The 11,922-nt window shown below is 60.6% G+C and carries 16 protein-coding genes; all 16 read right to left on the bottom strand.

Annotated elements, in window-relative coordinates; all coding sequences use genetic code 11:
- Positions 1-46: 46 nt before the first annotated feature.
- Positions 47-736 carry a phage tail protein I gene (locus QRN10_RS23710; RefSeq protein ID WP_285429286.1) on the bottom strand — a complete coding sequence of 230 codons (690 nt, stop codon included), beginning with the start codon at positions 734-736 and terminating at the stop codon, positions 47-49.
- A 1-nt stretch (position 737) separates the two neighbouring features.
- Entirely contained in the window at positions 738-1,619 is an 882-nt protein-coding gene (locus tag QRN10_RS23705) for a baseplate assembly protein (protein ID WP_181078141.1), read from the bottom strand.
- Positions 1,616-1,942 carry a GPW/gp25 family protein gene (locus QRN10_RS23700; RefSeq protein WP_181078139.1) on the bottom strand — a complete coding sequence of 109 codons (327 nt, stop codon included), beginning with the start codon at positions 1,940-1,942 and terminating at the stop codon, positions 1,616-1,618. Before QRN10_RS23700 ends, QRN10_RS23705 begins: the two co-directional genes overlap by 4 nt.
- A 5-nt stretch (positions 1,943-1,947) precedes the next feature.
- Entirely contained in the window at positions 1,948-2,175 is a 228-nt protein-coding gene (locus QRN10_RS23695) for a hypothetical protein (protein WP_285429285.1), read from the bottom strand.
- 52 nt (positions 2,176-2,227) lie between these two features.
- The gene (locus tag QRN10_RS23690) at positions 2,228-2,761 is read right to left on the bottom strand and encodes a phage baseplate assembly protein V (protein WP_056783628.1); all 534 of its coding nucleotides are present in this window, start codon (positions 2,759-2,761) and stop codon (positions 2,228-2,230) included.
- A gap of 29 nt (positions 2,762-2,790) precedes the next feature.
- Positions 2,791-3,306 carry a hypothetical protein gene (locus tag QRN10_RS23685; protein ID WP_285429284.1) on the bottom strand — a complete coding sequence of 172 codons (516 nt, stop codon included), beginning with the start codon at positions 3,304-3,306 and terminating at the stop codon, positions 2,791-2,793.
- Positions 3,306-3,965, bottom strand: coding sequence for a hypothetical protein (locus QRN10_RS23680; protein ID WP_285429283.1), 660 nt, complete (start codon positions 3,963-3,965; stop codon positions 3,306-3,308). Before QRN10_RS23680 ends, QRN10_RS23685 begins: the two co-directional genes overlap by 1 nt.
- Positions 3,962-4,282, bottom strand: a complete 321-nt coding sequence (locus QRN10_RS23675; protein ID WP_285429282.1) for a head-tail joining protein — start codon at positions 4,280-4,282, stop codon at positions 3,962-3,964. Before QRN10_RS23675 ends, QRN10_RS23680 begins: the two co-directional genes overlap by 4 nt.
- A 2-nt stretch (positions 4,283-4,284) precedes the next feature.
- A complete protein-coding gene (locus tag QRN10_RS23670; protein ID WP_184336581.1) occupies positions 4,285-5,280 on the bottom strand; it encodes a major capsid protein in 996 nt (331 codons plus the stop codon).
- Between the two features lie 62 nt (positions 5,281-5,342).
- A complete protein-coding gene (locus tag QRN10_RS23665; RefSeq protein ID WP_285429281.1) occupies positions 5,343-5,681 on the bottom strand; it encodes a head decoration protein in 339 nt (112 codons plus the stop codon).
- The gene (locus tag QRN10_RS23660) at positions 5,678-6,820 is read right to left on the bottom strand and encodes a head maturation protease, ClpP-related (RefSeq protein WP_285429280.1); all 1,143 of its coding nucleotides are present in this window, start codon (positions 6,818-6,820) and stop codon (positions 5,678-5,680) included. The genes QRN10_RS23665 and QRN10_RS23660 overlap by 4 nt, the downstream gene beginning before the upstream one ends.
- Positions 6,817-8,298, bottom strand: a complete 1,482-nt coding sequence (locus QRN10_RS23655) for a phage portal protein (protein WP_285429279.1) — start codon at positions 8,296-8,298, stop codon at positions 6,817-6,819. Before QRN10_RS23655 ends, QRN10_RS23660 begins: the two co-directional genes overlap by 4 nt.
- A complete protein-coding gene (locus tag QRN10_RS23650) occupies positions 8,298-8,504 on the bottom strand; it encodes a phage head-tail joining protein (RefSeq protein ID WP_059397074.1) in 207 nt (68 codons plus the stop codon). Before QRN10_RS23650 ends, QRN10_RS23655 begins: the two co-directional genes overlap by 1 nt.
- 1 nt (position 8,505) lies before the next feature.
- Positions 8,506-10,506, bottom strand: a complete 2,001-nt coding sequence (locus tag QRN10_RS23645; protein ID WP_285429278.1) for a phage terminase large subunit family protein — start codon at positions 10,504-10,506, stop codon at positions 8,506-8,508.
- 3 nt (positions 10,507-10,509) lie between these two features.
- Positions 10,510-11,115 (bottom strand): terminase small subunit, encoded by a 606-nt coding sequence (locus QRN10_RS23640; protein WP_285429277.1) that lies wholly within the window; start codon positions 11,113-11,115, stop codon positions 10,510-10,512.
- Positions 11,116-11,320: 205 nt separating this feature from the next.
- A complete protein-coding gene (locus tag QRN10_RS23635; RefSeq protein WP_059397077.1) occupies positions 11,321-11,665 on the bottom strand; it encodes a phage holin family protein in 345 nt (114 codons plus the stop codon).
- Positions 11,666-11,922 lie beyond the last annotated feature (257 nt).

Genomic DNA, 11,922 nt, shown 5'->3' with positions numbered 1-11,922 from the left:
TCACCGACAGCGGTGAGGATCGCAAAGAACTGAGAGTTGGGATCGATCATGGGTAAATATCCAATGTGTCAATAGAGTGTTCGCGGCAAGGGGCGCCGATGTGGCATGTGAAGCTGATGACCCCTGGTACCGGCGGATAAATGTCGAGGGTGTCGATTGTGTGTTCCCGTCCGGGGGCAGTTATAACGCCCGTGGTGACAACGTCGCGGAGGACTGGCGGATAGACGTCGATTTCATCGCCGTCGTAAGTGCTGGCGAAAAGGTTGATGGCACCGGTGGTTTCGAGGCTGATCGTGAGGCCGGTCAAGTGCCGGCTGACGGGTTTGGCGTCATCAATCAGCCGTTCCAGCTCCTGATACATTTCTTCGGTGATCCCGGTGTCCAACACTCCGACCTTTAATGCAAAGGTGCCGGCCCCCCCTGGAGGCTTCATGTTGAACCATTCGATAACCTCAATCAGATAGCCCAGCGGCTCGACCACGCGGCGTAACGCGCCAATGGTGCCTTTGTGAGCATGAATGTAATAAGAAGCCTTGATAGCCGCGCGCTTGGTCGCCTCGGTCCACCGGTAGTCCCAGCGGTCGACAGACCATGCCCACGCCAAGTGCGGCAATAGGTGTACCGGGCAGGTGTCGGCGTTGTAGAGATCGCGCAACGGGACAATTGTTTTCTCGAAAAACGTTGCCTCCATCGCGCGTTCCAGTTGCGTGCTGTTGATCGGCAATAGGCTTTTCATATCAACCCGCCAGCGTCACGGTGTAGCCGGTACAGAACGCCGCCTGGGCCTTGGTAGGTGCCAGGTCCTGCCAGCCAACCAGCTCAACCCGAGAAACGCCGGCAACATGTAACTGAGCATCTACACCGGAACGTGCCACTTCAACGCCAAGCCGTTTGCGGGGATTGATCCACGCCGCCAATCGACTTTTCGCCTCGGCTAAACTGGCATCCGCTTCTGGCCCCGCGCTGGTCATGTGCAGGATCGCTTTGATTTGGTAGCGGATCACCTGGGCGCTCTGAACCGTCACCCTATCCCCCACCGGCCGCACGTCGTCGTCATTTAGCGCGGTTGCCACTGTGGCGAGCAGCTCCGGTGAAGCCTCCCCCTCCCCGTCCAATCCCAGCACCGTTACCGTCACGTAACAAGGCGCCGGGCTTTCGGCCGTGGCATCCGCCACCAGTCCCGAAGCGTTACGCGCATGCAGGATATAGCTGTTGCGCGGGCCGGCCGTGGTCAGCCCCTCATAGGCCAACTGGATGCGCTCTCGGAACGCATCGTCGTCTTCTTTGACTTCTGGTACCGGCGGAAAGGCCAGCAGATCCTCGGCTTGAATGACCAGGCGCTTCAGATTGACGTTGGCACCCAAATGATCAAGGTCACCGCGTATGGCGTGCGCCAGCAATACCGCTTTGCCGGCGTCATTGACTCGGGCGCGGTTGCCGACCTTGATGTAAGCGCCAACCTCCAACACCTTAAGCACCGGATCGCTCTCCAGCGCAGCAGTCCAGTTGCCGCCCATGTATCCGCGAAAGACGCCCAGCCCCTCCTGAAAAACCTCTTCGAAGTCCAGCGGCTCTAACACGGTCGGCGCCGGTAACGACGAAAGATCCACGATACTCATACGGCCACCTCCAGCGTGACGCTGTCGCCCACGTACTGCCCGACGATCTTCAGGTTAATTTGCCCGCTGATAACGGAAATGACGCGCACTTGATCCAGTTTCAAACGCGGCTCCCAGCGACCCAGTGCGCGGGCGACTTCCGCCTGTACGGCGCTTTTCCAGCCATCAGTAACGGGCAAGTCAACAAACCGTCGGAGCTTGCTGCCGTAATCCATCCGATGCCTCCGGCTCCCCAACGGCGTACCCAAAATGTCTGGAACCGATTGTCGCAAGTGCGCGATGCCGGAAATGGGTTGGCCCGTATGGCGATCCATTCCGATCATCTAAATCACTCCTTTAGCAAGTGGAACTCGGCGTTGGCCTTAAGCAAGCTGACGGCTTGGGCATCGGATGAGTGAACCTTTACAACGCCTTTTTCGACCGACAATGTGCGATCAGTTCCGGGAACGATAAGTGTGCGTGACGTGAATACTTGATCGGCGAAGGTCAGCTGCCGATCTGGCACTGGCACAACGACTGCAGGCTCCTCGGTCACAGGGCTTTCTAACTTGGCCATGTCTTCTCCAGGCATAAAAAAACCCGCGATGGGCGGGCTGTAGTGAGTTGAATTAATGCGTGTGGTGATTGCTGTTGCCACCGGCGTCGATGATCGCACCGGCACTGGTGATGCCTTTCGTGACGTGTAACGCGCCATCGATCATCACCGCTGCTTTCAGATTGATGTTGCCGGTGGTCACGTTCACGGCGCTGTCCGTCACGACCACCTCTGTACTGGCGACTTTGATGGTCACCGTACCGCTCGGAAGGGTGATGCTGTAGCTCTTGGCCTGCCAGTCGTAAATCAGCGATCCACCATCATCAAAGCGCCATACTTCCACATGGTCCCGGTTATCCGGCGGAGGTCCAGCGTTGCCATACAAGCCCGGAATGAACGTACCCTGTGACACGTCACCGCTGGCACTGACCAATGTCCCCTGCTCGCCCAGAGACGGAGCCCTCCAATGCCTGGCCTTGCCGGCGGCGATGCTGTGCCAACGCACCCAGGCGCTGGTCCATTCGCCGTCCGAAACCCGACACATCGGCGGGGAGGCAGCCAGATCGACCGCCACCACAAAGCAATCCTTGACCACCCCCGCAAGCATGCGGTCGTGCTGGGCAGCAACATAGCCGCTCACAAGTCCTCCGCTGGAACAAAGTCCTCTTTGACGTCGTTGTTGAAGCCAAACAACAGCATGCCGGGCGGCTGATCGGGCCAAGGCCACTCTTCAGGGCCGAGGTACACCTGCTGCGTCCATTCCACCAGCCAAACGGTGTAACCATCCAACACTGGCTGGGTCCAGTCCTGTAGTGCCTGAACGAACTCAGCCGGCTCGACTTCCAGCCCCCAGGTCTGAGCTCGGAGTAGGACCGCAAGTTGGGTAGCTAGCTGCACCGCTTGTTGCTGATGCAGAGGATAGATCGGGTCAACGACGATACGTGCCTCGAACTTACACACCAATGTGATTTCACCCGTGCCGATATCGGTACCGGGCTCTATCTCGGCCAGCTCCAGAAATACCGCCGGTAAAGCGATGCGATCCTGAATGTCCGGCCAGGCACTTACCGTCTGAACCCCTGGCAGATGGCTCACCAGGTGTTGCTCGACCGCCCGGTAAAGCTGGTCCAGGCTAAAAGGTTCGTCAGCCATTACCCGATCCTCTTCAAGTATTTCTGTAGTTCAAAGTTGAGTTCTTGCTTCAGGATCTCCAGCAAGCGTTCATCCGCCTTTTGCACCCAGGTTTCAAAATGCGGACGGGCCTGCTCCAAAGACACTTTGGCCTTGGCTAACGGGAAACGATTGCCATGCTCCGCGACCCATCCAGAATTGGCACCGCGACCAGGTGACACCGTGCTGTCTGGATAATCATCAGCATTGAAGTGCTTGCTCGCAGTGCGAATCCAAATGTCTGGTTTGTTGCCGTAGACCTTCTTGAGAAATGCGCCTTGGTAAAGCCTTCCAGCAACCGACACACCGCTGCCGGTTTGCCGCGCCCGGCCGATCCGGCTGGACTCGATGGCATTCAAACCAAACCACAGCTTGCCGCTCGATGCCCCGCCGGACACCGGGTAGCTGCGCAACCGTTGACGCACCGCCGCGACAGCGATGCGCTCCTGTCTGCTGACTGCACGGGCAATATGCGTACGCAACCAGCCCAACGTCTTGTTGATCGCGCGTCGGTGCGCCGTAGCGGCTGCCTTGGGCACCAACTTGGCAAAGTCCTGGAAAGCCTGCAGGTCTGCGGCTGACGACTGGATAGAGATCATCCCGCCGCCGGCCGAGGGTTTGACGTAGCTACCGATGCTCATGGGCGCAACCTCAGGATCAAGGCGACCAGACCGTCGCCGCTCGGCTCCAGCTGCAGCAAGTCGTAATCGCCGCCGCCGTCCAGAGCGGGTAAGTCGATGCTGACCAGAAGCCCGCGTTTCAAGCCTTCCGAATCACTGACGCGGATCTCAAACCGAGGCTCACGCAAGCCGGTATTGAGCTTTCCAAGCTTCGGCTGCAACCAGGGCGCGGCAAACATACCAAGCACCTGCTCTTCCCGGCCCTCGATCCGTGCGCTATCGCCCAGTGTTTCGAAGACCACTTCGTCGATGTCGTCGATCAGATCGCGGAAGGCCACGATCACATCTCCAGCAGGATCTGCGCGCGAGGCCGCGTGCACAGGTGCAGCGGGTTGGACTGGGCTTCCCCGGCGACACCCTTGTTGAAAGGTAGCGGCTCGATCTTGCTGTAGTACGGGATGCCCTGGGTGTTGACCGTTTCCATGTAGTCGGCCGGTGCGAAGGACGAGATGTACAGGTCAGGGACGCCCTCGGGGACCAGAAGTGCCTTGTCGTCGTGGACGAACGCAACGCCGGCAACCTTGCCGCGATAACGCTCCCAGACGATCCCTCCGAACTCGAAGGCTTCACGGGCATCACCACGCAGAGACGCGGCCTGCATGGTGTTGAGGTAAGTCTCTTTGACCGACTTGTGGACGATCAGCTTGTTCCAGAAGTTCTTACCGCACAAAGCGCGGGAGCCGCTACTGGTGACGCTGCCGAGGGCTTCCTCCTGCATATCCAGCGCTTCGCCGCATTTGACCCGCAGCTCGGTGTCTGGACTGTTCAAACCCATCGGCAGCTTCTGGCGATTCACGCCGAAGGATTTATAAATATCCAACAGGACTGTCTTGCCATCGGCGTCCAACACCTGCCCGTTCAACGCGCCCATGCGTTGGAACTCGTGGGTGGCATCCAGCTGTCGTCGGGCCTTTGCCAGGCGCTTGTTGACTACATCCTGCACGGCCTGCAGTTCGCTGCGGGTACCGAAGGCGCGAATGCCTTGAATCTCATCGGCCTTGATGGTGAAGCGTTCCGGCAGGTGCACGGTGTTGAACGGAATCAACTGACGCTTAGTCGCACCGACCACCAGACCAGAAGTACCACGCTCACCCGATGGCACCAGGGCCAGGGTGTCGCCGTCTTTCTCGATCTGCACGGTCAGCGTGCTGATGCCCTCTTCGCGGAACAGACCAAGGCTGCTGATGCGGCCCGGCAGGTATTCCTGCTCATTGATTGCAGCGGTCAGCGAGGAGACGCTGAATGCATCGTCTTCAAAAATGGCGATATCGGCCATGGGGTACTCTCCAGAAACGAAAAATCCCGCACTCAGCGGGATGGATAAATGAGGTGAGCGTCTTAACGGACGATCACGAAATGGGCGGCCAGGGCCTTTTCGGCTGCAGGGTCGAGGCCGGTCAAATGGACTTCGCTGACTTCGGCCTGACGCACGATGGCGCGGCCGCGACGAACCACATCAGACTGCCCCAGCGGACCGTAGAGGATCGCGACGGCGTTTTCAGAGCCGTCCTCAGCTGTCGGCTGATAGGGTGCAAACTCGCCCGTAGCAGTCACCAGCCCAAGGATCTGGCCCGGCTCCAACGCCGGCCCGGCGGCGATGTTGATTGCTTCGCGTGAAATAGTGCCGGGGCCTTCAGACAGCAGGAACTCGCCTGCGTGCATCGATTCGATTTTCATGCTCTTACTCCTTTCGAGGTTCCGTTCTGTGCCGCCTGCCGGCTTGCCCAGATTGAATGACTGTCGACCTGTTTGGCCTTGATAGTGGGTGCCGGATCATTGTCGAGCGGCAGACTGTTATTGATTTCAAAACCGCCGCCGCTGCTGACCAGCTTGTCGAACAGGCGCGCCCTGACAGCTGCTTCATCCAGGCCAGCGGCCAGGAACTCACCGGTCAGTTCCGGCAATCGTGCCGCGACACACAGGCCGTGCAGCGCTTTCGCCTTGATCAGCGCCGCAGTGACTACCGCTTCGCTTTCCAGCTTCGTCGAAGCGAGTATCGGGTCCACCAGGTTACTGATGCCTGCCGCCGCACACCCCTTGGTAACCATCAACGCCAATCCGGCAGCATCCAATACTGGTGCTGGATCCGCAGGGTTTACAGGATCAGTCGGCCCGATATCTGGCTCTTCGTCCAACTGGGCCAGCAATTCAGCCGGGGCATTCTGGAAGCGCTGCAACACGCTGCCCTGACCGAGGCAGGCTTTCACCTTCAGCCCGTCGCCCACTTCATCCGCAAGGCCCAGCGCCACCGCCTCATTGGCGGTCAACCAGGTCTCGGCGTTAACCATACGCCGCAGCTCGGCCTCATCAATGTCCGGCGCTTTGGACTTGTAGGCCGCAATAATCGCTTCCAGCGTCTGGTCCAGAACGTCGGCGACACGCCGGAAGTCCTCGGCATCACCGCCGGTAAAGGTGTAGGGGTTGTGGATCATCAACATGGCATTGGCTGCGATCACGACCCGGTGAGCGCCGCACACCGCGACACTAGCCGCGCTGGCCGCCAGCGCATCAATGCGCCCGGTGCAACGCTCGCCCAAGCGCGACAGCGCGTTGTGGATCGCCAGGCCGTCGAACAAGTCGCCGCCGATGCTGTTGAACGCCACTACGACCGGGGAAGCGCCGTCATCCATAGCCCGCAGGTCCTGAACAAACTGATTAGCGCTGACACCCCAGGTGCCGATCTCGCCGTATACAAAGACCTCAATGGTCTGTTGCTCGGCTTCGCCGCTGGCCTGGAAGGTATACCAACTTTTATCCGCGACTTTTACCTGCTTGCCAGCCTTGTCATAAATGCGCGGGACGGTTTTTTTACTCATGGTTGTTCCTTGTCATCAATCGGCTCGATGGCATCAAGCGTGGTGTAGTTGAGGCCCAGATCGGTAGACCTGGCGAGGTCGGCCGCGTTTTCCGCGTCGATTGTTTCCGCGTCGTAGCCGTTGCGCAGACACATCTCGCTGCGCGAACCGAAGCCCGCCTGCACTTCCATCCGCCGCGCCTGGACGTCCTGCACCGGCTGAATGTAGGCCCAGCCTTGTGGCACCCAGCGTGTGCGCAGGTATTCGCGCCGACGTTGGGCGTAGTCCTCCAGCACCATGGCACCGGATAGCACCGCCATGTCCATCCAGGCAGCGCGCACAGGACGACACAGCTGATGCACGTACACGCCGAATTGCAATTGCTCCAAGCGCCGCCGGAACTCGTTGAGCACCACCCGCAGCGCCCGGTCGTTGACCTCGCGCATGTCGCCGGTAAGGATCTCGTAAGGCGTTCCCGAACCCGCCGCCGCAGCCATCAGCTGTTGCCGCATGAAGTCGGGGTAGTTGTTGCCGGCGTCCGGTGGCTTGGAGAACTCGACCTCTTCACCTGGTGCCAGCTCCTGCATGGTGCCGGGCTCCAGGGCCACCATCGGTGTGAAGCCGTCGCGGTCGGTGACTAGCAGTTCTCCTGTCATCGGGTTGCGCGCTTGCGGCCCGGCCTCAGGTGCAGGGCGCTTGATGAAGCCGGCAAACAGGTTCGCCACCTCCTGGCGGAACAACACCGCGTCATCGTAGTTGTCCAGGCTGCGCAGGCGTTTCAGTACCGGCGCCAGACGCGGCACGCCGCGCAGTTGCCCAGGCTCCATCGGTTCAAAGATGTGCAGCACCTGTGTCGCCGGTACACGCACCAGCTGGTTGTAACCGACGTTTAACGACGACGAATCGCGTGGGTGCGACAAGTACACCCAGTACGCCACACGCTTGCCGGCCGGATTGAACTCGATTCCGGCGCGGATGACGTTGCCGTTTTTGGCCGTCTCGAATTTGTCATGTGGGACAAACTCAGGGGCCAGCGCCTGCAGTTGTAGCGGCACCGCCAACCCCTCACTGAGGCTGCGCGGCCGCAACCGCACAAAGCACTCACCGGCCGTTTCAACCGTGCGCGCCACCAGGGCCTGCATGCCGTAGAAGTCGGTCAGCTCATCAGCGTCCGCTTCGTCAACCCAGTCCTCCCACAACTGCTGCTGGAGTTTGCGCAGTTCCGCGTCATCCGTGGTTGGCCTGGGCGTGATGCCGGTGCCGATCAGGTTGCTGACGCGCTTGTCGATGACGTTGAAGGCGTACGGATCATTGCGCACCGCCGCCCGTGAACGCGCCCGCAGGTTACGCAGGGCCGGGGTGTTGATGCTGTTGATGCCGTTGTCGGTGGCTTCCCAACTGGCCGAGCGTCGGCCCTCACCCGCGCCTTCGTAACTGGCCTTGATGTTCGACGGCAGCAAGAATCCATTACGGGTCAGCGTCGGATAGTGTCGTGCCATTAGAGTCCTTTGCCTCCATGCATGAGCCGAACCACGCGAGAGCGCGGCCCGGCGGCTTGACTCAGCGATGTGCGGATCTCGTCACGAGCCTTGAGCAGTTCATCGATGGAACGGTATTCCACCGTGCGGTCGCTGTAGCGCACGGTCTTTTCACCGCGTGCAATGGCGCGCTCGATGGCTTCGAGGTGCTTCGGAGTAAACGACATATCAGCGTCTCTTCAGGTAACCGCTGGTGGAGCTGCGGCGTTGTGGGGGTGCAGCGGGTCGCGGTTGGGCGACCGGGGCAACCGGTTGCGGCGCCACTTGCGGTGTCGCGGGAGCCTTCTCGGCGACCGTGATACGTTCGGCGGCGACCGCCTTTTCATCAAACAAACCGGCCTGGGCCAGCGAGTTCCGTACCCGGTCCCAGTCGTGTTCCTGATACCGGTTGATGCCGAGGTAATGCGCCATCGCCAGGCAATACACCATCAGGTCTAGGGCTTCGTTGCGCTCGGCCTTGCCCTTGATCCACTCGATGCGCTTGTGACCCCGCACGTACTTGGCGACCTTGCGCTCGGCCACGCACTGGGCGAAGAACTCATCCGGCAGGTCGTTGGCAAAGTGCAGCGCACCTGGGCCGGACTCGAACGGGTAGCGGTTGTAGATCCAGTCCTTTGCGGTGTCGGTACCGACAAACCACAGCTCGGCACCGCCGCGTTCGGTCTGGCCCTTCCAGGTCACATCCACCATGGACGGCCGCTGAGCGATCACCGGCTTACCGGGCTTGCTCGCGCCCTTGATGGCGAAGATGTTGCGCCAGCGCCGCACGCGGCAGAACTGGTAAACCTCGTCGGTGTGGTGACCACCCGAGTCGACGGCAACCGCAAGAATGCCCAGGCCGACACCGCACGGATGCCGGTAGCGCTCTTTCAGCAGTTCATCCAGCACCGCCCAAGTGCGTTCGTCCGAAGGGTCACCCGCGATCACACGGTGGTCGATGACCCAGCGCTCCATGCCGACGCCCCAGCCCATCGCCATGAACTCCAAGCGATCAGCCTGCACGTCGACAGCGCCCGTGATCATCATCACGGCGGCGGGCATCGCACCGAGGGAGAACCCTTCCCGGCGCGCCCGCTCGATCAGTACCGATGCCTTGGTCTGCTCTTGCGCGCTGTCCCACACCTTAGCCAGACGGGTGTTGTAGAACACCTGCATGGGTTCAAGGTCGCCTTTGGCCTGGGCCTTTTTCGCCTTCTCGAATTGCTTCGCCAACGACTTCCAGCCCGTCCAACCCAACGGTGAGTACAGCGCGTTGAGGTGGAAGCCGACCGTCTCGCCATCGCCCTTGGCATGGGCGCGCCACTCACCACGGGCAAGCATGTCGCCCTTGTGGTGCTCTTCGATCAGCACGTCGCACTCAGGCCCGGCGCACTCGTAATGCACAACGCTGAAGTCCTGGGAGTAATGCAGCCGCTCCCACTCCAGGGTTTGCATGTGCCCGCAGGTCGGACACGGCACGTAGTAGTAACGCTGGTCGCTGCCCTCGAACAGATCGTCTATGCGCGAGGCGCCCTTGATGGTCGGCGAACTGGAGAAGTAGAACTTGGCATTACGGCCAAAGGTACTGCCCCGCGTTTCTGCCAGCTCGATGGGGTCGCCCTCTTCGCCTACGTCGACTTCCCAGCGGTCGATCTCATCGCCGTACACATAGCGCGCCGACAGCTCGGCCAAGTTGGCCGCAGAGCCGGCGGTGGTGACGTACAGCGAGCCGCCTTCGAACTCCTTGGTGTCCATGGTGTTGCGCGAGTCCCGCGAACGGCTCGCCGCCACACGTTCGCGCAGCACCGGGGTGGCCTTGATAGTCTTGCCGATCCGCGACGACACGCGCTTTGCCAGACCCAGGCTTGGCAGCAGCGTGAGGATGTTCGACGGCACCATGTGGATCAACGCGCCGATCCAGTTCAAGGCGATCTGGGTTTTCATCAGCTGCGAGGCAACCATGGTGACCACACGCTTGCACGGGTGAGCCGGTGACAGGCAACGCATTGGCTCGCGTGCGTAGGGCGTTCGCACGGTGCGATATTTCCCTGGCTCGGCGGCGCCTGTATCACGCGGGATGCGCATGTACTCGTCGGCCCACTGGTCCACCCAGAGGCTGGGGTCCGGACGCAGCCCACGGAAATACGCCTCACGGTACACCTCAGCGCCGTCAGGTTTTTCCGTCTGCATGGGTTAACTCGTAGTGATCAGATCGCGTTCAAGGTCAGCCGAAGACATGCGCTCGGCCTCTTCGAGGGACAGCCGCAGCGCCTTGGTAAGGTGCTGCTCAATTTCCCAAGGGTCGGTCATCGCCGCCAGTTCAGGCGCCAGTTGCGGGGGCATGCTGAGCAATTGATCGCGCAACAAACGTCCGGCGTTGTAGGCCCCGGTGGTGACCGCTTTCATATCCACCAGCGAACCCTGCACCTTGTGAAACTCGGCTTCGGCCAGCTGGGCCAGGTAGTACTCGCGATGTGCGCGCGCCTTCTGGAAGTCGGGTTGCCCGATCTTCGCGCCAGCAGGCTGCGGCGGCGCAGCCGTGTTAGTCGGCTCGACCATGGGGGACAGTTGGCTGTAAACGTCACGCTGGAGCCGGTCTTGTTGGTGTCGAGCTGCGACAGCGGCCTTGCTGGGGTCAGCGGTTTCGAGGATCAGCGCTTCTGTTGCCAGCACGTCGACCTTCTTGCCATCCGGCGACAGCACCAGGCGATTGTTGTCTTTCAGCCAGGTGATGTAGCTCGGCGTCCTGCCGATGCGAACCGCGAAAGCGCTTTTAGACAGGAACAGTGAATCCGTCATAAGCCCTCCTTTTCAACGGCTTTTCAATGAAACCTTTCAATTTCAATGGATTGAATTTCAGTAAGCTGGCATCCCTGCCGCTAACGCTTTCCCGCGGGTTTCATGCCCCGTACCCCTCGAATGCCACCAGGGTCCCCGGCGACTTTTCGGCGCACCATTTTGATGCAATACTCTACAGGCCACGTATTTCGTGGCCTACAGAGCATCAGGCCTGCCCGCTGCCCGAGGGCGGCACATCGCAAACGCCCAACCGCTTGGCCGCCCAGCGTTCGTACAGGCCAATGGCGACATCGGCGCCGGCCATCGCTGTGAGGCAGCCAATGCTCCCCGCCGCCAGGACCGACATACCCGATGCGTGCAACAACATCATGGTGGACAGCCCGCAGACCACACAGGCACCGGACCGGAGGAGCAAGCGGCGGACCAAGGACCAGCCGCTCACCCCCGCCTTGTCGGCCCGCCATGCCTCGCCGGAAATCCCGCCGACCAGGGACAGTACAATCACCATCCAGATCGGCATCTCAATAAGCGCTTGCTGCTCGTTTGTCATCGCCCTACCCCATAAACGCAAAAACCCGGCGCAATGGCCGGGTTCAGTGTGGTGGTGTGTCCCGCTGTCTGCGGTCGCACCTATCGAAGATGACTACTTTTTACAGGTGGATTCCGGTGGCAGCAAGCCTGTTTTAATGCCACCCGGCCAATATCTGGTCAACGTCCTGGCAATGTCGGTGAATATCTTTTCTTCGGCTTCAAGCGCCTCCGGCGCTGTCCTACTGTCTCACTATTCTGAATCGAAGTAGGACAGCT

Origin of the sequence: Pseudomonas sp. lyk4-R2A-8, from assembly GCF_030209095.1 — a bacterium.
GTDB classification, from domain to species: Bacteria; Pseudomonadota; Gammaproteobacteria; order Pseudomonadales; family Pseudomonadaceae; genus Aquipseudomonas; species Aquipseudomonas quebecensis.
This window is presented reverse-complemented; position numbering and strand designations above follow the sequence as displayed.

What these genes read in the sequence shown, in the direction of transcription:
- QRN10_RS23710 (WP_285429286.1), bottom strand. Translation starts at nt 736, where the DNA reads ATGAAAAGCCTATTGCCGATCAACAGCACGCAACTGGAACGCGCGATG.
- QRN10_RS23705 (WP_181078141.1), bottom strand. Translation starts at nt 1,619, where the DNA reads ATGAGTATCGTGGATCTTTCGTCGTTACCGGCGCCGACCGTGTTAGAG.
- QRN10_RS23700 (WP_181078139.1), bottom strand. Translation starts at nt 1,942, where the DNA reads ATGATCGGAATGGATCGCCATACGGGCCAACCCATTTCCGGCATCGCG.
- QRN10_RS23695 (WP_285429285.1), bottom strand. Translation starts at nt 2,175, where the DNA reads ATGGCCAAGTTAGAAAGCCCTGTGACCGAGGAGCCTGCAGTCGTTGTG.
- QRN10_RS23690 (WP_056783628.1), bottom strand. Translation starts at nt 2,761, where the DNA reads ATGCTTGCGGGGGTGGTCAAGGATTGCTTTGTGGTGGCGGTCGATCTG.
- QRN10_RS23685 (WP_285429284.1), bottom strand. Translation starts at nt 3,306, where the DNA reads ATGGCTGACGAACCTTTTAGCCTGGACCAGCTTTACCGGGCGGTCGAG.
- QRN10_RS23680 (WP_285429283.1), bottom strand. Translation starts at nt 3,965, where the DNA reads ATGAGCATCGGTAGCTACGTCAAACCCTCGGCCGGCGGCGGGATGATC.
- QRN10_RS23670 (WP_184336581.1), bottom strand. Translation starts at nt 5,280, where the DNA reads ATGGCCGATATCGCCATTTTTGAAGACGATGCATTCAGCGTCTCCTCG.
- QRN10_RS23665 (WP_285429281.1), bottom strand. Translation starts at nt 5,681, where the DNA reads ATGAAAATCGAATCGATGCACGCAGGCGAGTTCCTGCTGTCTGAAGGC.
- QRN10_RS23660 (WP_285429280.1), bottom strand. Translation starts at nt 6,820, where the DNA reads ATGAGTAAAAAAACCGTCCCGCGCATTTATGACAAGGCTGGCAAGCAG.
- QRN10_RS23655 (WP_285429279.1), bottom strand. Translation starts at nt 8,298, where the DNA reads ATGGCACGACACTATCCGACGCTGACCCGTAATGGATTCTTGCTGCCG.
- QRN10_RS23650 (WP_059397074.1), bottom strand. Translation starts at nt 8,504, where the DNA reads ATGTCGTTTACTCCGAAGCACCTCGAAGCCATCGAGCGCGCCATTGCA.
- QRN10_RS23645 (WP_285429278.1), bottom strand. Translation starts at nt 10,506, where the DNA reads ATGCAGACGGAAAAACCTGACGGCGCTGAGGTGTACCGTGAGGCGTAT.
- QRN10_RS23640 (WP_285429277.1), bottom strand. Translation starts at nt 11,115, where the DNA reads ATGACGGATTCACTGTTCCTGTCTAAAAGCGCTTTCGCGGTTCGCATC.
- QRN10_RS23635 (WP_059397077.1), bottom strand. Translation starts at nt 11,665, where the DNA reads ATGACAAACGAGCAGCAAGCGCTTATTGAGATGCCGATCTGGATGGTG.